Raw genomic sequence first — 23,414 nt, 5'->3', positions numbered from 1 at the left:
ATAAGGTCGTAACGATGTCTGAGCAAATTAATCCTTTATGGAACCATTTTATTCGCGCTGTGCAGGAAGAGGTAAAGCCTGCGCTGGGCTGTACCGAACCCGTCTCGCTGGCGCTGGCGTGCGCGATGGCTGCCGGACAGCTTGACGGTGAGGTGACGCGTATCGAGGCGTGGGTATCGCCGAACCTGATGAAAAACGGGCTTGGCGTAACGGTGCCCGGCACCGGTATGGTCGGTTTACCCATCGCGGCCGCGCTGGGGGCGACAGGCGGTAATGCACACGCCGGGCTGGAGGTGTTGAAAGACGCGTCGGCCGAGGCGCTAACGCGCGCCAAAGCACTGCTGAACGCGGGTCTGGTGCAGGTGAAATTGCAGGAGCCGTGCGAGGAGATCCTCTATTCACGCGCCTGCGTTTACGTCGGTGAATCCTCGGCGACGGTGACCATCGCTGGCGGGCACACTCGCGTGGTGGAGGTAGTTTGTCAGGGCGAAACGCGCTTCAGGCTTGACGATCGTCAGAGCCAGAACAACGACGATCCGCTGGCGGTACTCTCGACCACCACGCTGTCGCAGATCCTTGAGTTTGTAGAGCAGGTGCCGTTCGACGCGATCCGCTTTATCCTCGATGCGGGGCGGCTGAACGATGCGCTCTCCCGCGAAGGTTTGCGTGGCAACTGGGGGCTGCATATTGGCGCGACGCTCAATAAACAGCGCGCACGCGGCTGGATGGCGCAGGATCTGGGTTCAGACATTATTATCCGCACCAGCGCAGCCTCGGATGCCCGCATGGGAGGCGCGACGCTGCCGGCGATGAGCAACTCGGGTTCCGGGAATCAGGGCATCACCGCCACCATGCCGGTAGTGGTGGTGGCTGAGCACGTTCAGGCCGATGACGAACGGCTGGCGCGGGCGCTGATGCTCTCGCATCTGTCGGCTATCTATATCCACTACCAGCTTCCGCGCTTGTCCGCGTTGTGCGCGGCGACAACGGCCGGAATGGGGGCAGCGGCGGGGATGGCGTGGCTGATGGGCGGATCTTACCAGACCATTGCCATGGCGATCGGCAGTATGATCGGCGACGTGAGCGGGATGATCTGCGATGGGGCCTCTAACAGCTGCGCAATGAAGGTCTCGACCAGCGTCACCAGCGCCTGGAAAGCCGTGATGATGGCGCTGGATGATACTGCGGTGACGGGTAACGAGGGGATTGTGGCGCACGACGTGGAACAGTCTATCTCTAACCTGTGCGCCCTGGCGTGCCGCTCAATGCAGGCGACGGACCGGCAGATCATTGAAATTATGGCGAGTAAGGTGTTGTGATTTAATCCAACCCGTTACCCCTCACCCTAACCCTCTCCCATAGGGAGAGGGAACCGATCGAGCGAGGGGGCGTGTTGATCTTAAACCGGCAAATCAATCAGCAGCGCGCGCAGCGGCGTATCGGCAACCAGGGTGATATTCGCTTCGTCACGAATAAACGCCCCGTCACCGCAGGTGAGCGCTTCTTTCTCTTCCGTATGCGTGACCGCATGCACCGTTCCGTGAATGGACTGCAAATAGGCACGCGGGCCATGAAGCTGGAAGCTCGCCTGTTCACCTTTTTTCAGTTCGATATGGTGCAGCCACACCTGCTGGCGCAACTGCAAGCTGCCTTTGCTGCCGTCTGGCGAGGCAATCAGCTGCTGTTTACCGCCCTTCAGATCGATTTTTTGCACCAGCGGATTTTCCCGCTCCGGACAGGCATCCAGCCACAGCTGCATGCGGGTCAGCGTTTTATCTTTGCTGAGGTTATGCTCGCTGTAGCTAATACCTGGCTGCGTGGAAATTAACAGCGCCTCGCCAGCCTTCGCCTGGACATGATTGCCCTCGCTATCGCGGTATTCTGCCTCGCCTTCCAGGATCAGGTTCAGGATATCGACTTTAGGGTACGTGCGCGGCTGGAAGGACGCGCCCGGGGCGAGCACTTCCTGATTCAATACGCGCAGTGAAGCGTAACCGAGGAGTTTAGGGTCAAAGTAGTGTCCAAAGGAAAAGGTGTAGCGGGCCTGCAACCAACCGAAATCGGCTTGTCCGCACTGTTTCGCTGTTCTTGTCGTAATCATAAACTTGACCTCTCTTTACACTAAATCAATGGTAAAGGTATGGACGCTGCATTGTTAGCCAGATATTCTGCCTGGTATGTTCAAATTTCCTGAATGAGAACGAGATGGCTAAAGAGAGAGCATTGACGCTTGAGGCGCTTCGCGTCATGGACGCGATTGACAGGCGCGGCAGTTTTGCCGCGGCGGCAGATGAACTGGGGCGCGTTCCGTCTGCCCTGAGCTATACCATGCAAAAGCTGGAAGAGGAGCTGGATGTGGTGCTCTTTGACCGTTCCGGTCATCGAACAAAATTCACCAACGTTGGGCGGATGCTGCTGGAGCGCGGCCGCGTATTGCTGGAAGCGGCGGATAAGCTCACGACGGATGCCGAAGCGCTGGCCCGCGGCTGGGAAACCCATCTGACGCTGGTGACCGAAGCGCTGGTGCCCACCGAGGCGCTGTTCCCGCTGGTGGACAGACTGGCCGCGAAAGCCAATACCCAGCTGTCGATCATCACTGAGGTGCTGGCCGGGGCGTGGGAGCGTCTTGAGACGGGCAGGGCGGATATCGTGATTGCGCCGGACATGCATTTCCGCTCATCGTCAGAAATCAATTCGCGCAAACTGTACAGCGTGATGAACGTCTACGTCGCCGCCCCGGATCACCCGATCCATCAGGAGCCGGAGCCGCTCTCTGAGGTCACGCGCGTGAAATACCGCGGTGTGGCGGTCGCGGATACCGCCCGAGAGCGCCCGGTGTTAACGGTACAGTTGCTGGATAAACAGCCGCGACTGACGGTAACGTCGCTGGAAGATAAGCGACAGGCACTCCTGGCGGGGCTGGGCGTGGCGACTATGCCGTATCCGTTTGTCGAAAAGGACATTGCAGAAGGGCGGCTGCGCGTCGTCAGCCCGGAATACACCAGCGAAGTGGATATCATTATGGCGTGGCGTCGCGACAGCATGGGCGAAGCCAAATCGTGGTGTTTGCGTGAAATTCCCAAGCTCTTTGCCCACCACAACAAATAAGCGTAGGCCCGGTAAGCGTATGCGCCACCGGGCAGAATTTACGCGCTTGCTTTAGGATCCGGACCAAAGCGGTTTTCGCCCGGCGTTCCGCTCTGACAGTTGAAAATCAAAATCACGATCCAGCCGATAAGCGGGATCAACAGCAACAGCAGCCACCACGCCGAACGATCGGTGTCGTGGAGACGACGAAACAGTACGGCCCATGATGGCAGCAGAACTAACACACCATAAATGGTGGTGAGAATGCCTTCACCCCCCTCGCGTTCCCAGCCGAGGATCTTGTCCACAATGCCCAGCACCATAATCAGGACGAAGTTCACCAGAACGAACATCCAGTACTCTTTACGGCGGGCACGGCCACCAAATCCAACGTAGTTGCGCAGTACCTTTAAATACCAGTCCATTTTTCCTTGCCTCTTAATCAGTCAATCACTTGTTTTCTAAGCGATCGAGGTAAGGATAGATGTATGCTGTGAATTAAAAAAGGGAATCAATTGATTCCCTAAATAATTATCCGAAACGCACGTCGCGCCCGTGCGGTTCATCCAGGTCCTGCCACGGGCCAATGGAGATAATGCCCGTTGGGTTGATGGTCTTATGACTGCGGAAATAGTGGGTGCGAATATGGTCAAAATTGACCGTCTCCGCAATCCCCGGCATCTGATAGATGTCGCGCAGGAAACCGTGCAGGTTCAGGTAATCACTGATGCGATGCTTGTCGCACTTGAAGTGGGTGACATATACCGGATCAAAGCGGATCAGCGTCGTCCACAGGCGGATGTCTGCTTCGGTGAGGCGATCGCCCGCTAAATAACGATGCTGGCCGAGGATCTGCTCCAGGCGCTCCAGGGATCCAAACACGTTGCCGACCGCTTCGTCGTACGCTTCCTGACTGGTCGCAAAGCCCGCTTTGTAGACGCCGTTGTTGACGTTGTCGTAGATCCAGCCGTTCAGCTCGTCAATTTTCTCGCGCAGCTCAACCGGGTAGTAATCCCCGGCGCGTGCACCGTGAGCGTCAAACGCGGTATTGAACATGCGAATGATTTCAGCGGATTCATTGCTGACGATCGTCTGGTTTTTCTTGTCCCACAGCACAGGCACCGTTACGCGTCCGGTGTAGTGCGGATCGGCGCGCAGATAGAGCTGATACAGGAAATCGTGATGATAAAGCTCATCACCCGTCGCGGCCGGGAAGCCACTGTCGAACGTCCAGCCGTTTTCCAGCATCAGCGGGTTGACCACCGAAACCGGAATTAACGATTCGAGACCTTTAAGTTTGCGCACAATCAGCGTGCGGTGCGCCCACGGACAGGCGAGAGAAACATACAGATGATAACGATCTTTTTCCGCCGCAAAGCCCCCTTCGCCACTCGGGCCGGGTGCGCCGTCGGCGGTCAGCCAGTTACGGAAGGCCGAAACAGAGCGCTTAAAGCGTCCACCGGTGGATTTGGTGTCATACCAGACATCCTGCCAGACGCCGTCTACGAGTTGTCCCATTTTTTACTCCTCCGTCAGATAGCAAAAGCGAGGAGATGTCTCCTCGCTTTGAATGTAATCAGTATAGCCTGCTTACCACTTCTTATTCAGAAGACGGTCGATGCTGTAGGCGCCCGGACCCGTGATAGCCAGCAGCAGGAAGCCGCCCGCGATGGTCAGGTTTTTCATGAACATCAGGGAGTTCACGCCTTCCGCAAAGTTGCTGTGGAAGATGAACGCGGTCAGCAGGGTAAAGCCTGCGGTGAACAGCGCCGTGGTGCGGGTCAGGAAACCGAACAGCACTGCCAGGCCGCCGCCGAACTCAAGCAGAATGGTCAGTGGCAGCAGGAACCCCGGCACGCCCATCGCTTCCATATACTGCTGAGTGCCCGCATAGCCGGTAATTTTGCCCCAGCCTGCGGTGATGAACAGAACAGGCATCAGAATACGCGCTACCAGTACACCAACATCTTCTAATTTTTTCATTTTACTCTCCAGGAAACCACATCAGCGGCTAAACGTTATTTGCGTGCAAATTCGGGTAGATACCGCGTCTTTGCTGTCGATGGAGAGGAGTGTAAACGGGGCGGATGGCAAATGTTAGCAAGGAAAACTGTTAATCTTCTTCAAAGATATTGAGTAAGGGAGGGGGTTTTGCCGGGTGGCGGCTACGCCTTACCCGGCCTACACGCAATCGTAGGCCGGGTAAGCGCAGCGTCACCCGGCAAGAGGGCTAGCGCAACTGCTGTTGTCGCAGCGTGGTTTTCACCAGACGCCAGGCGCTCCAGGCGCCAAAGCCGCGGCGTGCCCAGCGGATCAGCATGTTAGGATGCCGAACCGACCAGATCGCCATCACGCTGCTGCCGACCAGCGCCCATGAGCGCAGGCTCAGGACCGTGTTCCAGCCGCGGTCAAACCGATGCGTGGCTTCAACCCAGTCTCGACGGCTGGCAGACAAATCCAGCCGCTGCTGCTGGATTTGGCTCAACAGATACGCTTTCCGCTTTTGACGTTCGGCTTTGTCGCTCACGACTTATCATCCTCCAGCAGGGCGCGGTCGTTGGCCAGCTCCTGGCGCGTATGGCGCAGGAAGGTCGACGTGCGCGCTTTATGCAGGGTCCAGATACCGCCTATCAGCGCCGCCACCAGCAGAACCACGGTAGTCGCAATCATCGCGTTCAGACGATATTGGGGATCGATAGCCCAGATGATTAACACCATCAGGCTCATCAGACCAAACGCGGCAAAGAGCATCGTAAGCCCAAGCATGAGCAGCATCTGGAAGAGGTTGGCTTTCTCCTCTTCCAGCTCCACTACCGCAAGCCGGACGCGCGTTTCGGCAATCCCGACCAGCGTCGTAAGAATACGCTGGCCGATGCCGAGGACGTTTTTAGCAGGCCCTTGTGCGTGACGTGGATCTTCCATAATCAACGACGCGTCAGCAGGACACCCAGCACCACACCCACTGCGGCGCCAATACCTACACCCGTCCATGGATTATCACGTACATATTCGTCTGCGCGCGCTGCCGCTTCGCGGGTTTGTTTCGCCAGCGCATCACCGGTTTCGCCCAGACGGTAACGGCTCTCTTTCAGTGCCTGCTCCGCTTTGCTGCGCAGTTTACTTACTTCTTCTTTCGATTTATCCGCAGAAGAGTTCAGCACCTCTTCCAGGGTGTCCGCCAGGGATTTCAGTTCAGCGCGCAGATTTTCTGAAGTTGTATCTTTTGACATGATTCTCTCCTGTTGAGATTTCCGTTAACTCAATAATCGCGAGCTTCCAGCGCTTTCAGTTCGTCCTGCGCCTCTTGCAACTTCCTCTCGCGCTTGGCAATTTTTTCCGCATCACCTTTCTCTTTCGCTTCCTGTAGGTCTTGACGGCGCTCGGCTATCTCGTCCTTCTGTTCAGCGATTTTTTTCTGATGATCGGCACGCAGCTTGCTGTCCGTACAGTTGTCTTTCACTTCGCTCAACGCTTTTTTCAGCCCGTCGATCCGGTGCTGATTGTTATGCTTTTCGGCATAACTGATTTCGCGTTGGATATCCTGTTCTTTCTCCTGACAAAGAGACATAGCGAAGGAAGCTGTGCTTAAAGAAAAAAGGGCCAGAGCCAGAGTGATGCGGTATTTCATTATAGAAACCTTCCATTGTGTTACGGCGTAAACCGTGTTCCAGAACTATGCGGAGAACATCTGAGGGGTGCTCCGCGTACTTAAGCATAGTAAGTAAACGGGAGTTTCACCAAAGTAGGTGAAAATATTCGGAATCTTAGTCGTTAACCAAATCGATGCGACGTGTCGCGTAACCGTGACATCCAGGAGGCTACGTGGCTGTCATCATCCTGTTGCGCAATGATGTAACCCTGCGGCAGCGTGCGGTCCAGCACGGCTTTCGCCGCGGCGCTTTGCGCACTGGAGTCAAATTTTATCAGCAGCACATCGTCTTGCGGCGTGATGCTCTTAAAGCGGATCCCGTTTGCGTCCAGATGATGCCAGATGGAAAAACCATCCGGCACGCTGGTTCCCTGGCTCACAGGACGGATAGCCAGCGTCGACTCCTGATGCTGTAGCGCAGACCACAGCAGGATAAGAGCGCTGAACATCATCAGCGCGACGATAGCGTAAGAGAAGCGGCGCAGCGCGAGCGGGGAGATAACCATCGTTAACCCCTGGCTCCGTATTTCTTCTTCCACAGTACGACCAGGGACCCGACCAGGCCAAACACCAGCAGAACGACGGGCAGCAGCATCAGGCAAGACATCAGCTGATCTTCATATTTCATAAAGACCGGCGTTTTACCCAGCGCGTAGCCGAGCGTGGTCAGGATCAGCACCCACAGCAAGCCGCTCATCCAGTTAAAGAACTGGAAGCGCGTACTGCTCAGGCCGGACAAGCCCGCAATGGTGGGCAGCAGAGTGCGTACGAATGCGATAAAGCGGCCGATCAGTAAGGCGGAAAGCCCATGCTTATGGAAAAGGTGGTGCGCTCGCTGGTGGTAATGGGCCGGAAGGTGCGAAAGCCAGTTCTGAACGATTCGCGTGTTACCCAGCCATCGCCCCTGAATGTAACTCACCCAGCAGCCCAGGCTGGCGGCAATGGTCAAAAGCAGGACCGTTTGCGGGAAAGCCATCGCCCCTTTTGCACAGAGCACCCCGACCAGCACCAGCAGGCTGTCGCCGGGTAAAAAGGCAGCAGGCAGCAGACCGTTCTCAAGGAACAGGATCATAAATAACACAAAGTAGAGCATGCCAATCATGGACGGGTTGGCCAGCGTTTCGAAATCCTGAGCCCAGAGGGCGTTCAGTAGTTGGGTCAAAAGTTCCATTCAGTGTTCCTGGAAATCGGTTAACGTCACGCCTGTCATTCGGGAAAACAGCACGGCGACATTGTTATGATTTCATTATGGTCGCTCGCGGACACATTGATGTGTGGCCAACACTGTTCCCTGTTAATTGGCTGGTTAGCAAGCACTAACTTACAAAATAACGAAGTGAATCCAATTGTAACAAAGCCCGACGTTCTGCGTCACAGAATTTGAGGGGAAACACGATTTTGGCGTAAGCCACGGAGGGGAGCGAGAAATTTTACAAAGGCTGACACTATAGAGGTTTTCTTACCCTGTCTGGCCGGAAGGCGCAGCGGTGCGCCTGCCAGCAGTTCGGGGCGTTATTTTGCGAGATTGGTCGCGGTATCGAGGTGAACGACCGGATTATCGGCAAAAAGATAGCGGTCAGCGTTAAATTCAAAGTCATCACTTGTTTCATTAAACAGCATCTGTTTGGTGTTCTCCAGGTGCTGCCACATTGCCAGTTTCGCCGCATGCGGATCTTTACGAATCAGAGCCTTAAGAATCTGGTCGTGGTCGTCACACCAGTTGTCTACCGTGCGGGAATCAATGTGATCGTGTAATTTCTTCCAGTACGGGTTGTGAACGCGCTGAGTCCACATTTTTTCAACGATTGCCGCCAGCGCCGTATTCTGAGTCGCAAGGGCGACCTGGACGTGGAATTGCAGGTCCCATTCGGAATCGCGGAAACATTTTTCTTTACGCGCGTGATCCTGGATTTCCATCAGCTTCATGATGTCCTGTTTGGTCACCTGCGTCGCAGCAAATTCCGCAATGTTGCTTTCAATCAGCTGGCGAGCCTGGAGAAGCTCAAACGGACCGTAGCTGGCAAACTCCAGACTTTCGTCCGGGGTGGGGGAGTGTTTCGCCTGGCTGGAAATCACATGAATGCCGGAACCTTTGCGTACCTCAACATATCCTTCCACTTCCAGCATGATGATGGCTTCGCGGACCACCGTACGGCTGACGCTTTTTTCATCCGCAATGAAACGCTCAGCGGGAAGTTTATCACCGACAAGATAGACCCCTTGCTCGATGCGATCTTTCAGCTCGGCGGCAAGTTGTTGATATAAACGACGTGATTCGGTGATTTCCATATGCGCTCCAGGCAGGGTACGGCGAATGATTTGTTATACCACTTTTGCGTGCCACTCTCCATATTACGCCATGAAAAAAGCCGCCCGGAGGCGGCTTTTGAGAAGATTTAGCCGGGTGGCGCTTCGCTTGCGCGGGCCTATGGGTTTTGTAGGCCGGGTAAGGCGTAGCCGCCACCCGGCACAACAACGCTAACTCTGCGTCGCCGGTCCCCCAAGGGACTCTTTCGCCAGTTCATCGGCGGATTTGCTCTTCAGCACCGTCCAGATAACCACCGCACCCATCAGGTCGAAGATAGCCAGTACCGCGAACAGCGGGCTGAAACCAATCGTATCTGCCAGCGCGCCGACCACCAGCGCAAACAGGGTACTTGCGGTCCAGGCGGCCATCCCGGTCAGGCCGTTGGCGGTAGCGACTTCGTTACGACCAAACACGTCGGACGAGAGCGTAATAAGTGCACCGGAAAGAGACTGGTGAGCAAAGCCCCCGATACACAGCAGGGCGATAGCCACGTAAGGGCTGGTGAACAGGCCGATCATGCCCGGGCCGATCATCAGCAGGGCGCCCATGGTGACCACCATCTTACGGGACACAATCAGGTTCACGCCAAACCAGCGCTGGAACAGCGGTGGCAGGTAGCCGCCGACGATACAGCCCAGGTCTGCAAACAGCATTGGCATCCAGGCGAACATCGCGATCTCTTTCAGGTTAAAGCCGTAAACTTTAAACATGAACAGCGGGATCCAGGCGTTAAACGTACCCCAGGCCGGTTCTGCCAGGAAGCGTGGCAGAGCGATACCCCAGAACTGACGGGTGCCCAGGATCTGCCAGACGGACATCTTTTTGCCGTTGTCAGTCTGATGCTGGGATTCCTGACCATTAATAATGTAGTCACGTTCTTCGTCAGACAGCTTTTTCTGATCGCGCGGGTGTTTATAGAAGATCAGCCACGCCATGGCCCAGGCAAAGCTCAGCACACCGGAGATGATGAACGCCATCTGCCAGCTGTGCATCACAATCGCCCACACCACCAGTGGCGGAGCAATCATCGCCCCGATGGAGGAGCCTACGTTGAAGTAACCGACAGCGATTGAACGCTCTTTTGCCGGGAACCATTCAGAGCTGGCTTTCAGACCCGCGGGGATCATCGCCGCTTCGGCAGCACCTACCGCACCACGCGCCAGCGCCAGTCCGCCCCAGCTGCCGGCCAGCGCGGTCGCCCCACAGAAGACGGCCCAGGCTACAGCGAAGAAGGCATAACCAATTTTTGTACCCAGAATATCAAGAACATAACCTGCAACAGGCTGCATTACGGTGTAAGCGGCAGAGTAAGCCGCAATGATGTAAGAGTATTGCTGCGTGGAGATATGTAACTCTTCCATCAACGTTGGCGCCGCTGCTGCCACGGTGTTACGTGTCAGGTAGCCCAGCACGGTGCCGAGCGTCACCAGTGCGATCATGTACCAACGTAACCCTTTAATTTTACGCATGTAAAACCTCATCGTTATGTTATTTCCGTGTCGGGACACGGCAACAACTCAACCGTTGCCGGGAGTTGTTCTGTAACGGGAGGGGCGTAACCGGGAACCTGTCCCGGAACGGCCCGAACCTTGCCATAAGTAATCGTGCTAAGTCGGCTTCCGTACCGTTAAATCCGATGTCTCAAACACCGGTAATGCATTCCGTCGGCTTATAGTTTGCGACGGCGAAAAGATAACTTGTCATACAACTTTAAAAGGTGAGTGACATCACAAAAGTGTGAATCTTTGTAGGGACATTATGCGGCGCGCGCAAAGCCAGAACTGGCGCGGTCTGCGAGAGGGTTTACCCCTTTGAGGGTAATTTATTTGTCGACGTTTATTGATCTAACTCACGAAAAAAACGTCGGACTCTGGAAATTGGTGTGATAACTTTGCAGCATCTGAACATAAGCTTTCTGACGCTCCCGTAATGAGGAAGACGATAATGACACCGTTTATGACCGACGATTTTCTGCTAGATACCGAATTTGCTCGCCGCCTGTACCACGACTACGCAAAAGACCAGCCGATTTTCGACTACCACTGCCATTTACCGCCGCAGCAGGTTGCCGAAAATTACCGTTTCAAAAACCTGTATGATATCTGGCTGAAGGGTGACCACTATAAGTGGCGCGCAATGCGCACCAACGGCGTGGCCGAGCGCCTGTGTACCGGCGACGCGACCGATCGCGAGAAGTTTGACGCCTGGGCCGCTACCGTTCCTCACACCATCGGTAACCCGTTATACCACTGGACGCACCTCGAACTGCGTCGTCCGTTTGGTATCACCGGCAAGCTGCTCTCTCCCGCCACGGCGGATGAAATCTGGGATCAGTGCAACGAATTGCTGGCGCAGGATAGCTTCTCGGCGCGCGGCATCATGCAGCAGATGAACGTGAAGATGGTGGGCACCACCGACGATCCGGTCGACTCTCTGGAACATCACGCGGTTGTCGCGAAGGACAGCACGTTTGACATCAAAGTGCTGCCAAGCTGGCGCCCGGATAAAGCCTTCAACATCGAGCTGCCGACCTTTAACGACTACATGGCGAAGCTGGCGGAAGTTTCGGATACCGACATTCGTCGCTTTGGCGATCTGCAAACCGCGCTGACCAAACGTCTGGATCACTTTGCCGCACACGGCTGTAAAGTGTCTGACCACGCGCTGGACGTAGTGCTGTTCGCGGAATCCAGTGAAGCTGAGCTGGACAGTATTCTGGCGCGTCGTCTCTCCGGCGAAGCCCTGAGCGAGCACGAAGTGGCGCAGTTTAAAACCGCGGTGCTGGTGTTCCTCGGTGCGGAATATGCCCGTCGCGGCTGGGTTCAGCAGTATCACATCGGCGCGCTGCGTAATAACAACCAGCGTCAGTTCAAACTGCTGGGCGCGGACGTAGGCTTTGACTCCATCAACGACCGTCCGATGGCGGAAGAGCTGTCAAAACTGCTGAGCAAACAGAACGAGCAAAACCTGCTGCCAAAAACCATTCTGTACTGCCTGAACCCGCGCGATAACGAAGTGCTGGGCACTATGATCGGCAACTTCCAGGGCGAAGGGATGCCGGGCAAGATGCAGTTCGGTTCCGGCTGGTGGTTTAACGATCAGAAAGACGGCATGGAGCGTCAGATGACGCAGCTGGCGCAGCTCGGCCTGCTGAGCCGCTTCGTTGGCATGCTGACCGACAGCCGCAGTTTCCTCTCCTATACCCGCCATGAATATTTCCGCCGCATTCTGTGCCAGATGATTGGCCGCTGGGTGCACGCGGGCGAAGCGCCAGCGGATATCCAGCTGCTGGGCGAAATGGTGAGAAACATCTGCTTTAACAATGCGCGTGACTACTTCGCCATTGAACTGAACTAAGGCCGTTTGAGGTTGATATGCAATACATCAAAATCCATTCGCTGGATAACGTTGCCGTCGCGCTGGCCGATTTAGCCGAAGGGACGGAAGTGACCTTCGACAACCAGTCGGTGACGTTACGCCAGGCCATTGGACGTGGACATAAGTTTGCCCTGATCCCCATCGCGAAAGGGGAGAACGTGGTGAAGTACGGTTTGCCCATCGGTCATGCGCTGGCGGATATTGCGCCGGGTGAATACATTCATTCCCACAATACCCGCACCAATCTCAGCGATCTGGACGAGTACAGCTATCAACCTGACTTCCAGGCAGAAGAAGGACAGGCGGCCGATCGTGAGGTGCAGATCTACCGCCGCGCCAGCGGGGAGGTGGGGATCCGCAATGAACTGTGGATCCTCCCGACCGTCGGCTGCGTGAACGGGATCGCGCGTCAAATTCAGACGCGTTTCCTGAAAGAGACCAACAATGCTGAAGGCACCGACGGCGTGCATCTGTTCAGCCATACCTACGGTTGTTCCCAACTGGGCGACGACCACATCAATACCCGCACCATGCTGCAAAATATGGTGCGTCACCCGAACGCGGGGGCGGTGCTGGTGATTGGCCTCGGCTGTGAAAACAATCAGGTCGACGCCTTCCGCGACACGCTGGGCGAGTTCGATCCTGAGCGCGTGCACTTTATGGTGTGTCAGCACCAGGACGACGAAGTGGAAGCGGGCGTTGAACAGCTGCACCAGCTGTATGAGGTGATGCGTCACGACAAGCGCGAGCCGGGCAAGCTGAGTGAACTGAAGTTTGGCCTGGAGTGCGGCGGATCTGACGGGCTTTCCGGCATTACCGCTAACCCGATGCTGGGCCGCTTCTCAGATTACGTGATTGCCAACGGTGGCACGACAGTGCTGACCGAAGTGCCGGAGATGTTCGGCGCAGAGCGCATTCTGATGAGCCACTGCCGCGACGAAGAGACCTTTGAGAAGACCGTCACCATGGTCAACGATTTCAAACAGTACTTCATCGCCCATAACCAGCCGATTTATGAGAACCCGTCGCCGGGTAACAAGGCGGGCGGGATCACCACGCTGGAAGAGAAATCCCTGGGCTGCACCCAGAAAGCGGGCGCCAGCCAGGTAGTGGACGTGCTGCGCTACGGTGAACGGCTGAAAACGCACGGTCTGAACCTGCTGAGCGCACCGGGCAACGATGCGGTCGCCACCAGTGCGCTGGCGGGAGCGGGCTGTCACATGGTGCTGTTCAGTACCGGGCGCGGCACGCCGTACGGCGGATTTGTGCCAACGGTGAAAATCGCCACTAACAGCGAGCTGGCGGCGAAGAAAAAACACTGGATCGACTTTGATGCCGGCCAGCTGATCCACGGCAAAGCGATGCCGCAGCTGCTGAGCGAATTCGTGGACACGATTGTGGAATTTGCCAGCGGCAGGCAGACCTGCAACGAGAAGAACGACTTCCGCGAGCTGGCGATCTTTAAGAGTGGTGTGACGCTATAAGTGCTTTGTCGGGTGGCGCTAGCGCTTACCCGACCTACTAAACCCTGTAGGCCCGGTAAGGCGTAGCCGCCACCGGGCTTGTCTTTTTAACTGCGCAGCGCGTTCTTCGCTAAACGCGCGTCTTCCGCCTGACAGGCCGCTGCGGTAAACAGCACGTCGGTGGAGGAGTTCAGCGCGGTTTCGCAGGAATCCTGCAATACGCCGATAATGAAGCCGACCGCGACAACCTGCATGGCAATCTCGTTCGGAATACCGAACATGTTACAGGCCAGCGGGATCAGCAGCAGCGAGCCGCCCGCCACGCCGGATGCGCCACAGGCACACAGTGATGCAACGACGCTCAGCAGCAGCGCGGTTGGCAGATCCACCGGAATGCCCAGCGTATGCACCGCCGCCAGCGTCAGCACGGTGATGGTGATCGCCGCACCTGCCATGTTCACGGTTGCACCCAGAGGAATCGACACCGAATAGGTATCGCGATCCAGATTCAGCTTCTCCGCCAGCGCCATGTTGACCGGAATGTTTGCCGCCGAGCTGCGGGTGAAGAAGGCATACACGCCGCTTTCACGCAGGCAGGTCAGCACCAGCGGATACGGGTTGCGGCGGATCTGCCAGAACACCAGCAGCGGGTTGATCACCAGCGCCACCAGCAGCATACAGCCGACCAGGACGACCAGCAGCTGCGCGTAGCCCCACAGTGCATCGAAACCGGTGGTTGCCAGCGTGGAGGAGACCAGGCCGAAAATACCGATTGGCGCAAAGCGAATCACCAGCTTCACCATAAAGGTGACAGCGTTGGACATATCGTTCACCAGGTTTTTCGTGGTCTCGTTACCATGACGCAGCGCGAAGCCCAGACCGATCGCCCAGACCAGGATGCCGATGTAGTTCGCGTTCATCAGCGCGGTGACAGGGTTAGAGACCATGCTCATCAGCAGACCGCGAAGCACTTCCACAATCCCGGACGGCGGGGTGATATCACCGGCCGCGCTGGTCAGGTGCAGCGTGGACGGGAACAGGAAGCTAAACACCACGGCCGTTAAGGCAGCAGAGAAGGTTCCCAGCAGATACAGGAACAGAATAGGGCGAATGTTGGTTTTTTGTCCGTGCTGGTGGTTGGCAATCGACGCCATCACCAGCATCAGCACCAGTACCGGGGCGACGGCCTTCAGTGCGCCAACGAAAAGGGTGCCGAGCAGCCCCGTCGCTTCCGCGGCAGGTTTTGACACCATCGCCAGCAGAATACCCAGTACCAACCCGACCAGAATTTGTTTTACAAGACTGCCCTGCGCCAGGCGCGCGAACAGACCGCGTGATTGTGTGCTCATACGTTATTCCTGAGTGAAATTGCGTTCCATCCTGGATGTGCTCTAAGTCACATTTGTGTCCGGATGTAAGTATTTGTTTGCCTGGTTGAGTATCAGGGAAAGCAGCGAAAGGCGGAAGCGTAAAATGCTGGATTTTACGTGTTGTGTCATGTTTTTTAACTATTGCTTAACGAAAGTGCCGGGTGGCGCTACGCTTACCCGGCCTACATTGCATTTCCCCCTCTCCCTGTGGGAGAGGGTTGGGGTGAGGGCATCAGCCCGCACCGAACGTTGCACTAAGCCTGCTGCTTCTTATCGTGCTGGCGGTTAACCCAGGTATTGATAATCAGCGTCACCAGCAGAATGCCAAACACCACGCCGAGCGAAATGGCGATCGGAATATGGTAGAAATCGACGATCAGCATCTTGATACCGATAAACACCAGAATCACCGACAGACCGTACTTCAGCATTGAGAAGCGCTCTGCCGCACCCGCCAGCAGGAAATACATCGCACGCAGGCCGAGGATGGCGAACAGGTTAGAGGTCAGCACGATGAACGGGTCGGTAGTGACCGCGAAGATAGCCGGGATACTGTCCACCGCGAAAATCACGTCGCTCAGTTCGACCAGAATCAGCACCAGCAGCAGCGGGGTGGCGAACAGCAGGCCGTTCTTACGCACGAAGAAATGCTCGCTCTCGATCTTGTCCGTCATGCGCAGATGACCCCGGATCCACTTCACCAGCGGCTTATCACCGATACCGGTATCGTCTTCTTTCGCCAGCGCCATTTTTACCCCGGTGAACAGCAGGAACGCGCCAAACACATACAGCAGCCATTCGAACTGGGTAATCAGCCAGCTACCGGCGAAGATCATGATGGTACGCAGGACAATAGCGCCCAGCACGCCGTACACCAGCACGCGACGTTGCAGAGCCGCAGGTACGGCGAAGTAGCTGAACAGCATCAGCCAGACGAAGACGTTATCAACCGCCAGCGCTTTTTCAATCAGATAGCCGGTGAGGAAGGCGAGTGCCTGAGGATCGGCCACCGCGCGGCCTTCGGTTGAGGCCAGATACCACCAGAAGGCGGCGCAGAAGAGGAGTGAGAGGGTAACCCATACCAGCGACCAGACGGCGGCTTGCTTGACGCTCATGCCGTGCTCGCCGCGACGGCCCTGCAAAAAGAGGTCGATTGCCAGCATGATGAGCACGACAACCGCGAATCCGCCCCACAGCATTGGAGTGCCGACAGAATGCATACTATTTTCCTTACACATAAAAAACAAAAACGGCCATGGTCAGAAGACGATAGCCGTTAGCTTTTTATGCATAGACCTCGCCTTCCGGCAAGGTCTCACTTACAACCACGAAGGTTGCCCGGCGACCGGATGCGGTTTTGCACGCATCGTAATGACGATCCACCGGCGAAGAAGTTACTCCCCTTTGCAGGTAACAAATTATGTCAGACCATCGGTTTCGTCAATGGTCTGCACGATTTCATTACACAGTTTTACGCGACGGCTTCCACATTCACACCGTCTGCGGGGAAGATCACGCCAGTCTGTCGGCGGATCTCCGTTTGCAGCTTCGCCGTGGTGCGGCTGATCGCCAGCCCCGGGTGGTTCACTTCGTTGTCTTCTACCAGACGGGCGAAGACCTCTGCCTCATAGAGCATAGTGTTAATATGCTGAGGCTGCGTCAGCTCCTGCGCTTTGCCGCCGCGGGGAACGATGCTTAGCTTCTGGCATTCGGAGATTTTTTCGATCACCAGCGAGCCGTCTTCGCCCTGAATTTCGCTTGGCAGTACGGAGTCACTGACCTTCGAGTGCTGCAACGTCACGCTAAAATCACCGTAGTCCAGCACCACAACGCCGTGTGCATCCACGCCGCTCTCCAGCAGGCTGGCGGTGGCGGTTACGCCGTGCGGTTCACCCCACAGGGCGACCGCAGAGGCCAGGCAGTAAAAACCGATATCCATAATCGAGCCATTCGAGAAGGCCGGGTTAAAGGTGTTCGGGTTTTCGCCGTCCAGGTAGCGCTGGTAGCGCGAGGAATACTGGCAGTAGTTGATAAAGGCTTTACGCACTTTGCCAATTTTCGGCAGCGATTGCTGCAACAGCAGGAAGTTCGGCAGACTGGCGGTTTTGAACGCTTCAAACAGTACCACCTGGTTTTCGCGGGCAAGCGCAATGGCGGCTTCCACTTCCTCAATATTCGAGGCGAGCGGCTTCTCGCAGATCACATGCTTTTTGTGGCTGAGGAACAGCTTCGTTTGCGGGAAGTGCAGAGAATTCGGGCTGGCGATATAGACCGCGTCAATGGCGTCGCTTTGCGCCATCTCATCGAGCGAGGTGAACAGATGTTCAACCAGGTAGTCATTCGCAAAACTCTGCGCCTGCTCAAGGCTGCGGGAATAGACTGCGGTGAGCTTATATTTGCCGGTTTCGTGGGCGGCGTCGACGAACTGGCGCGTGATCCAGTTCGTACCGATGACTGCGAAACGTATCATAAACGTTTACGTACTCCGTAGCAGGGAACCTAAAGCCACTGTAGCACGTCATCATGACATTTCGCGTGCGCTACTGCGCATTACTCTTTAACGATAAATGCGTCAGCCACAAACGGGTATCAAACTCCAGCTGGTGGTACTGCGGCTCCATATGGCAGCACAGGGAGTAGAACGCTTTGTCGTGCTCTTTCTCTTTCAGGTGCGCCAGCTCGTGCACCACGATCATCCGCAGAAAGGCTTCCGGCGCATTGCGAAAGACGGTCGCGACGCGGATCTCCGCTTTGGCCTTCAGCTTGCCGCCCTGTACGCGGGAGATGGCGGTATGCAGGCCGAGCGCGTTTTTCAGCACGTGGATCTTGTTGTCGTACATCACCTTGTTGATCGGCGGGGCGCTCTTCAGATACTGGTTTTTCAGATCCTGCGTATACTGCCAGAGGGCTTTGTCAGTCGCGAAATCATGCGTACCCGGGTAGCGTTTTTCCAGCACCGCGCCGAGCTTTCCCCCGGCAATCAGGTCACGAACCTGGGAAAGTAAATGCTCCGGATAGCCCTGGAGATAAGTCAGCTGGTTCATCAAAACCCCAAAATAGTGTGAAAACGGGTATACTCACGCACCCTTTTCAGGGATACGCCAAATTTTACCATTCAGGAGGGCCGATGAGCCACTTAGACAACGGTTTCCGTTCACTCAACCTTAAACGTTTCCCGGAAACGGACGACGTTAACCCGCTTCAGGCGTGGGAAGCGGCGGATGAATATCTGCTGCAACAGTTGGATGGGACTGAAATCAGCGGCCCGGTTCTGATCCTGAATGACGCGTTTGGCGCGCTGGCCTGCGCGCTGGCGGAACATGCGCCTTACAGTATCGGCGATTCTTACTTAAGCGAGCTGGCGACGCGTGAAAACCTGCGTCACAACGATATCGAAGAATCCAGCGTGAAGTTCCTCGACAGCACCGCGGACTACCCGCAGGCGCCGGGCGTGGTGCTGATTAAAGTGCCCAAAACCATGGCGCTGCTGGAGCAGCAGCTTCGCGCGCTGCGTAAGGTCGTGACGCCGGATACGCGTATTATCGCGGGTGCCAAAGCGCGCGATATTCACACCTCGACGCTGGAATTGTTCGAGAAAGTGCTCGGCCCGACCACCACGACGCTTGCCTGGAAAAAAGCGCGCCTGATCAACTGTACCTTCAGCGCACCGGCGCTGGCCGACGCGCCGGAGACGCTGAGCTGGAAACTGGAAGGTACCGACTGGACCATCCACAACCACGCGAACGTTTTCTCCCGCACCGGTCTGGATATCGGCGCACGCTTCTTTATGGAACACCTGCCGGAAAACCTGGAAGGGGAAATCGTTGATCTCGGCTGCGGTAACGGCGTGATTGGCCTGACGCTGCTGGCGAAGAACCCGGAGGCCAGCGTGGTGTTCAGCGACGAATCGCCGATGGCGGTGGCCTCCAGCCGTCTGAACGTGGAAACCAACCTGCCGGAGGCACTGGATCGCTGCGAGTTTATGATCAATAACGCGCTGTCGGGCGTAGAGCCTTTCCGCTTCAACGCGGTATTCTGTAACCCGCCATTCCACCAGAAGCACGCCCTGACGGATAACGTCGCGTGGGAGATGTTCCACCACGCGCGCCGCTGCCTGAAAATCAACGGCGAGCTGTATATCGTGGCCAACCGCCACCTGGACTACTTCCACAAGCTGAAGAAGATTTTCGGCAACTGCGTCACCATTGCCACCAATAACAAATTCGTGGTGCTGAAATCGGTGAAGCTGGGGCGTCGTCGGTAAGATTGGGTATGTGCGGCCTGATGCCCGGTGGCGCTTCGCTTACCGGGCCTACAATGGCCTCGAACCCGTAGGCCGGGCAAGCGAAGCGCCGCCCGGCAATGCCCTAGATCGCCAGAGCTAACTTCGTCCCCTGCGCAATTGCCCGCCGCGCATCCAGCTCCATCGCCACATCGCACCCGCCGATCAAATGCACCGTTTTTCCCGCCTCACGCAGCGGATCCGCCAGATCCCGCTTCGGCTCCTGCCCGGCGCACAAAATCACATGATCCACGCGCAGCAGTTGCGGTTCGCCGCCGATCAGCACGTGCAGCCCGTCGTCGTCGATCTTCTGGTAGCTCACCCCCGGGATCATCTTCACCCCGCGCGAGAGCAGGGTGGCGCGGTGGATCCAGCCCGTGGTTTTCCCCAGCCCTTCACCCGGCTTGCTGGCTTTACGCTGGAGCATCACGATCTGACGCGGGCTTTTCGGCAGCTGCGGACCTTCCGGGCGTAAACCACCGGACTGACTGAGGCTGGTATCAATGCCCCATTCCACGCAGAACTCAGCGATGTTCTGGCTGGTGGCTTCGCCCGGCTGGCTTAAATACATCGCGGTATCAAAACCGATCCCGCCGCAGCCGATGATCGCCACCTTCTCGCCAACCGGCGCTTTGTCCCTTAATACATCCAGATAGCTCAATACCTTCGGATGATCGATGCCTTCGATCGCTGGCGTGCGCGGGGCGATCCCACTCGCGAGGATCACCTCGTCGAAACCGATCAGATCCGCCGCGCTGACAAACTGTTTAAGCCGCAGATCGACGCCCGTCACCTCGATCATCCGGCGGTAATAGCGCAGCGTTTCGTAGAACTCCTCTTTGCCGGGGATCTGTCTGGCGATAGTAAACTGCCCGCCGATTTCCGCCAGCGCATCAAACAGCGTCACGCTGTGCCCGCGCGAGGCGGCATTGACTGCAAACGCCAGGCCCGCCGGCCCTGCACCCACCACGGCCAGACGCTTCTTGTTGACCGCAGGAACGATCGGCATTTTGGTTTCATGGCAGGCGCGGGGGTTAACGAGGCAGGAGGTGACCTTGCCGACGAAGATCTGATCCAGACACGCCTGGTTGCAGCCGATGCAGGTATTAATCTCGTCCGCACGGCCGCTTTGCGCTTTGGAGAGCAGTTCGGCATCCGCGAGGAACGGGCGCGCCATCGATACCATATCGGCATCGCCGCGTGAGATCACATCCTCCGCCACCTGCGGATCGTTAATGCGGTTGGTGGTGACCAGTGGAACGGAGACTATGCCTTTCAGCTTGCGCGTTACCCAGCTGAACGCCGCGCGCGGCACCGGCGTAGCGATGGTCGGGATGCGCGCTTCGTGCCAGCCAATCCCGGTGTTGATGATGGTGGCGCCAGCGGCTTCAATCGCCTGCGCCAGCTGCACGGTTTCGTCGAACGTGCCGCCGCCCTCCACCAGGTCGAGCATCGACAGGCGGAAGATGATAATAAAATCCGCACCCGCACGTTCACGCACCGCGCGCACCACCTCCACGGCAAAACGCATCCGGCGGGCATAGTCGCCACCCCATTCGTCGTCGCGCTGGTTGGTGCGTGCGGCGAGGAATTCGTTGATCAGATAGCCTTCCGAGCCCATCACCTCAACGCCGTCGTAGCCCGCTTCCCGCGCCAGCGCCGCGCAGCGGGCAAAATCGTCTATCAGCGCCAGGATCTCGTCGTGGCTGAGGGCATGGGGAGTAAAGCGGTTAATCGGCGCCTGAATAGCCGAGGGGGCAACCAGGTTCGGCTGATAGCTGTAGCGCCCGGTATGCAGAATTTGCAGGGCGATTTTGCCGCCCTCGCGGTGGACCGCGTCGGTCACAATGCGGTGATGCGGCAGCTGTGACGCATCGTTCAACACTGCGCCGCCCTCCATCGTCACCCCGGAAGGGGCAGGGGCTACGCCGCCGGTGACAATCAGCGCCACCCCGTGGCGCGCGCGCTCGGCATAGAAGGCTGCCAGACGTTCAGCCCCGTCCGGACGCTCCTCCAGCCCGGTGTGCATCGAGCCCATCAGCACGCGGTTTTTGAGGGTGGTGAACCCCAGATCGAGAGGGGCGAATAACGACGGGTAGCGGCTCATAGTCTCTTCCAGTGTAAAATTATTGTTATGTGGTCGGATGAGTTACTAATTTAGCCAGCGGCAGCGGAAAGGTAAAAGCGGGATCGAATGATTGTGATAGATCTCAAAGAACTTCCCCGGTTGCGCTGCGCTTACCGGGGCTACAAACCGTAGGCCGGATAAGCGCAGCGCCATCCGGCGTATTTTACGGCGCCGCTGCCCGCACCAGCCCCGGTGCCTGCCACATCGACGTCGTCAGCCCGCTGTCCACCAGCCCAAGCTGGTCGGCATACACCGCCTGCCATTTCTGCATCATGCCGTCGTACAGCTCGCGGTGCTGCGGGTTCGGCGTGAACTCGCGGCTCCACTTCACCAGCCGCTCGCCCGTCGAAGCCATATCCGCAAACAACCCCGCGCCAGCACCTGCCGCAATCGCGCAACCCAGCGCCGTTGCTTCCTTCACTTCCGGCACGCGCACCGGCAGCCCGGTAACGTCGCTTAAAATCTGGCTCCACAGGGCGCCTTTGGCCCCGCCTCCCGCAAACACCAGGCTCTCAAACGTCACGCCGGAGAAGTGGGAAATCTGCGCCAGGTTGCAGGCCGAGACGATGGCCGCGTTCTCTTCCAGCGCGCGGAACAGCGTCGCTTTGTTGCACTTTTCCGGGTCGATGGAGAGGTTAATAAACGACGGCGCTGCGTGATACCACTGCTTAAAATGCATCGCGTCGGAGAAGATCGGCATCACGCCGTGGGAGCCCGCCGGGACGCGGCTCGCCATCTCTTCGAGCAGGGAGTAGGTGTCCATTCCCATTCGTTCGGCAATCAGCTTCTCTTCGGCGCAGAAGGCGTCGCGGAACCAGCGCATGGTTAGCCCGGTAAAGAAGCTGATCGACTCCGCCTGCGCCATGCCGGGGATGACGTGCGGGTTTACGCGGATGTTCATCTCAGGGTCGGTGCGCACCTGCGGCAGATTCACCACCTGCTGCCAGAAGGTGCCGCCGAGAACCGCCGTTTGTCCGGCGCGCACCACGCCCAGCCCCAGACAGCCCAGCTGCACGTCGCCGCCGCCCATCACCACCGGTGTGCCTTCGCGCAGGCCGCTCTGCTGCGCGGCCTCTTTGGTGACAGCGCCCAGCACGGTGCCGGTCTCTTTCACCGGGGAGAGGATATCGGCGCGCAGCCCGGCCATGTCGAGCAGCGCCGGACGCCAGTCGCGGGAGAAGAGATCCAGCATGCCGGTGGTGCCCGCATTGGACGGATCGACCGCCAGCTCACCGGAGAGCTTCGCCGCCAGCCAGTCGCTGATCATGGTGATGGTGGCGGCTTTACGATAAATATCCGGACGATGGTGCGCCAGCCACAGCAGGCGCGGCATGGCGCTGAGGGCAAGCGTCTGGCCGGAAACATCATACACTTCGGATTCAAACCGGTAGTCGTGGATCTCTTTGAGTTCAGCCACCTCGCGGCTGGCGCGGGCGTCGACGTTGGCGCAGGCCCAGATAGCCTCGCCGTTGCGGTCGTACAGCACAATCCCTTCGCGCATCGAGCAGCAGGCGACGGACTGAATATCCGCCGCGCTCAGGCGTGCGTGCTCCAGCGCCTGATGAATACACCGGCAGGCCAGCCGCCAGTTGGTGTCGAGGTCGAACTCCATCGAGCCCGGCACGTTCTCCACGCTCAGGTGCTTCCACTCGGCCTGGCCAACGGCAATCTGGTTGCCCTGTAAATCAAAAATCACGGCGCGAACGCTGCCTGTCCCTGCATCTAACGCTAAAAGGTAACTCATGAGCT

The 23,414-nt window shown here is 57.4% G+C and carries 23 protein-coding genes; 5 read left to right on the top strand and 18 right to left on the bottom strand.

The window, feature by feature from the left end; all coding sequences use genetic code 11:
• Positions 1-14: 14 nt before the first annotated feature.
• Entirely contained in the window at positions 15-1,319 is a 1,305-nt protein-coding gene (locus L379_RS03355; protein ID WP_032655199.1) for an L-cysteine desulfidase family protein, read from the top strand.
• Between the two features lie 80 nt (positions 1,320-1,399).
• On the opposite strand, the gene L379_RS03360 is transcribed toward L379_RS03355, so the two are convergent.
• Positions 1,400-2,101: a pirin family protein gene (locus L379_RS03360; RefSeq protein ID WP_017382430.1), complete on the bottom strand. Its 702-nt coding sequence runs from the start codon at positions 2,099-2,101 to the stop codon at positions 1,400-1,402.
• 104 nt (positions 2,102-2,205) lie between these two features.
• Here L379_RS03360 and yhaJ point away from each other — a divergent pair, with 104 nt between their 5' ends.
• The gene (gene yhaJ, locus L379_RS03365; RefSeq protein ID WP_003862655.1) at positions 2,206-3,108 is read left to right on the top strand and encodes a DNA-binding transcriptional regulator YhaJ; all 903 of its coding nucleotides are present in this window, start codon (positions 2,206-2,208) and stop codon (positions 3,106-3,108) included.
• A 38-nt stretch (positions 3,109-3,146) separates the two neighbouring features.
• Here the strand turns inward: yhaJ and L379_RS03370 are convergent, their stop codons facing one another.
• The 11 genes from L379_RS03370 to L379_RS03420 all read right to left on the bottom strand — a co-directional run bounded on the left by L379_RS03370 (position 3,147) and on the right by L379_RS03420 (position 10,513).
• Positions 3,147-3,512, bottom strand: coding sequence for a DUF805 domain-containing protein (locus tag L379_RS03370; RefSeq protein ID WP_015571946.1), 366 nt, complete (start codon positions 3,510-3,512; stop codon positions 3,147-3,149).
• A gap of 106 nt (positions 3,513-3,618) precedes the next feature.
• Positions 3,619-4,605, bottom strand: a complete 987-nt coding sequence (locus tag L379_RS03375; RefSeq protein ID WP_017382429.1) for a glutathione S-transferase family protein — start codon at positions 4,603-4,605, stop codon at positions 3,619-3,621.
• A 72-nt stretch (positions 4,606-4,677) separates the two neighbouring features.
• Positions 4,678-5,070, bottom strand: a complete 393-nt coding sequence (locus L379_RS03380; RefSeq protein WP_006812075.1) for a DoxX family protein — start codon at positions 5,068-5,070, stop codon at positions 4,678-4,680.
• A gap of 247 nt (positions 5,071-5,317) precedes the next feature.
• The gene (locus L379_RS03385) at positions 5,318-5,614 is read right to left on the bottom strand and encodes a YqjK-like family protein (RefSeq protein WP_003862649.1); all 297 of its coding nucleotides are present in this window, start codon (positions 5,612-5,614) and stop codon (positions 5,318-5,320) included.
• Positions 5,611-6,009, bottom strand: a complete 399-nt coding sequence (locus L379_RS03390) for a phage holin family protein (RefSeq protein ID WP_003862647.1) — start codon at positions 6,007-6,009, stop codon at positions 5,611-5,613. Before L379_RS03390 ends, L379_RS03385 begins: the two co-directional genes overlap by 4 nt.
• Positions 6,010-6,011: 2 nt before the next feature.
• The gene (locus tag L379_RS03395; protein WP_003862645.1) at positions 6,012-6,317 is read right to left on the bottom strand and encodes an ElaB/YgaM/YqjD family protein; all 306 of its coding nucleotides are present in this window, start codon (positions 6,315-6,317) and stop codon (positions 6,012-6,014) included.
• A 29-nt stretch (positions 6,318-6,346) separates the two neighbouring features.
• On the bottom strand, positions 6,347-6,715 hold the full coding sequence (locus L379_RS03400; RefSeq protein ID WP_032655197.1) for a DUF1090 domain-containing protein: 369 nt from the start codon (positions 6,713-6,715) through the stop codon (positions 6,347-6,349).
• Positions 6,716-6,858: 143 nt separating this feature from the next.
• On the bottom strand, positions 6,859-7,242 hold the full coding sequence (gene mzrA, locus L379_RS03405) for an EnvZ/OmpR regulon moderator MzrA (RefSeq protein WP_003862640.1): 384 nt from the start codon (positions 7,240-7,242) through the stop codon (positions 6,859-6,861).
• Positions 7,243-7,244: 2 nt separating this feature from the next.
• Positions 7,245-7,907, bottom strand: a complete 663-nt coding sequence (gene yqjA / locus L379_RS03410; RefSeq protein WP_003862638.1) for a DedA family general envelope maintenance protein YqjA — start codon at positions 7,905-7,907, stop codon at positions 7,245-7,247.
• Between the two features lie 341 nt (positions 7,908-8,248).
• Complete coding sequence (exuR, locus tag L379_RS03415; RefSeq protein ID WP_003862635.1) at positions 8,249-9,025, bottom strand: transcriptional regulator ExuR; 777 nt, start codon at positions 9,023-9,025, stop codon at positions 8,249-8,251.
• A gap of 189 nt (positions 9,026-9,214) precedes the next feature.
• Entirely contained in the window at positions 9,215-10,513 is a 1,299-nt protein-coding gene (locus L379_RS03420) for an MFS transporter (RefSeq protein WP_015571942.1), read from the bottom strand.
• Positions 10,514-10,988: 475 nt separating this feature from the next.
• Here L379_RS03420 and uxaC point away from each other — a divergent pair, with 475 nt between their 5' ends.
• Both uxaC and L379_RS03430 read left to right on the top strand, forming a co-directional pair.
• Positions 10,989-12,401 carry a glucuronate isomerase gene (gene uxaC, locus L379_RS03425; protein WP_017382427.1) on the top strand — a complete coding sequence of 471 codons (1,413 nt, stop codon included), beginning with the start codon at positions 10,989-10,991 and terminating at the stop codon, positions 12,399-12,401.
• A 17-nt stretch (positions 12,402-12,418) separates the two neighbouring features.
• Positions 12,419-13,906: a UxaA family hydrolase gene (locus L379_RS03430; RefSeq protein WP_015571940.1), complete on the top strand. Its 1,488-nt coding sequence runs from the start codon at positions 12,419-12,421 to the stop codon at positions 13,904-13,906.
• 86 nt (positions 13,907-13,992) lie between these two features.
• Here the strand turns inward: L379_RS03430 and sstT are convergent, their stop codons facing one another.
• The 4 genes from sstT to L379_RS03450 form a co-directional block, all read right to left on the bottom strand.
• The gene (gene sstT, locus L379_RS03435) at positions 13,993-15,234 is read right to left on the bottom strand and encodes a serine/threonine transporter SstT (RefSeq protein ID WP_032655194.1); all 1,242 of its coding nucleotides are present in this window, start codon (positions 15,232-15,234) and stop codon (positions 13,993-13,995) included.
• 275 nt (positions 15,235-15,509) lie between these two features.
• Positions 15,510-16,475 carry a TerC family protein gene (locus tag L379_RS03440; RefSeq protein WP_017382424.1) on the bottom strand — a complete coding sequence of 322 codons (966 nt, stop codon included), beginning with the start codon at positions 16,473-16,475 and terminating at the stop codon, positions 15,510-15,512.
• Positions 16,476-16,726: 251 nt separating this feature from the next.
• A complete protein-coding gene (locus L379_RS03445) occupies positions 16,727-17,725 on the bottom strand; it encodes a Gfo/Idh/MocA family protein (RefSeq protein WP_003862623.1) in 999 nt (332 codons plus the stop codon).
• A 70-nt stretch (positions 17,726-17,795) separates the two neighbouring features.
• On the bottom strand, positions 17,796-18,299 hold the full coding sequence (locus L379_RS03450) for a YgjP-like metallopeptidase domain-containing protein (protein ID WP_032655191.1): 504 nt from the start codon (positions 18,297-18,299) through the stop codon (positions 17,796-17,798).
• Positions 18,300-18,382: 83 nt separating this feature from the next.
• On the opposite strand from L379_RS03450, the gene rlmG reads away from it, so the two are divergent.
• A complete protein-coding gene (gene rlmG, locus L379_RS03455; RefSeq protein ID WP_015571936.1) occupies positions 18,383-19,519 on the top strand; it encodes a 23S rRNA (guanine(1835)-N(2))-methyltransferase RlmG in 1,137 nt (378 codons plus the stop codon).
• A gap of 103 nt (positions 19,520-19,622) precedes the next feature.
• Here the strand turns inward: rlmG and L379_RS03460 are convergent, their stop codons facing one another.
• Together L379_RS03460 and lsrK are read right to left on the bottom strand one after the other, a co-directional pair.
• On the bottom strand, positions 19,623-21,644 hold the full coding sequence (locus L379_RS03460; RefSeq protein ID WP_015571935.1) for an NADPH-dependent 2,4-dienoyl-CoA reductase: 2,022 nt from the start codon (positions 21,642-21,644) through the stop codon (positions 19,623-19,625).
• Positions 21,645-21,828: 184 nt separating this feature from the next.
• Entirely contained in the window at positions 21,829-23,409 is a 1,581-nt protein-coding gene (lsrK, locus tag L379_RS03465; protein ID WP_032655188.1) for an autoinducer-2 kinase, read from the bottom strand.
• Positions 23,410-23,414 lie beyond the last annotated feature (5 nt).

Source organism: Enterobacter sp. MGH 33 (assembly GCF_000534535.1).
Lineage (GTDB): Bacteria > Pseudomonadota > Gammaproteobacteria > Enterobacterales > Enterobacteriaceae > Enterobacter > Enterobacter hormaechei_C.
Note: the sequence above shows the minus strand (reverse complement) of the source record. Positions and strands in the feature narration are given on the sequence as shown.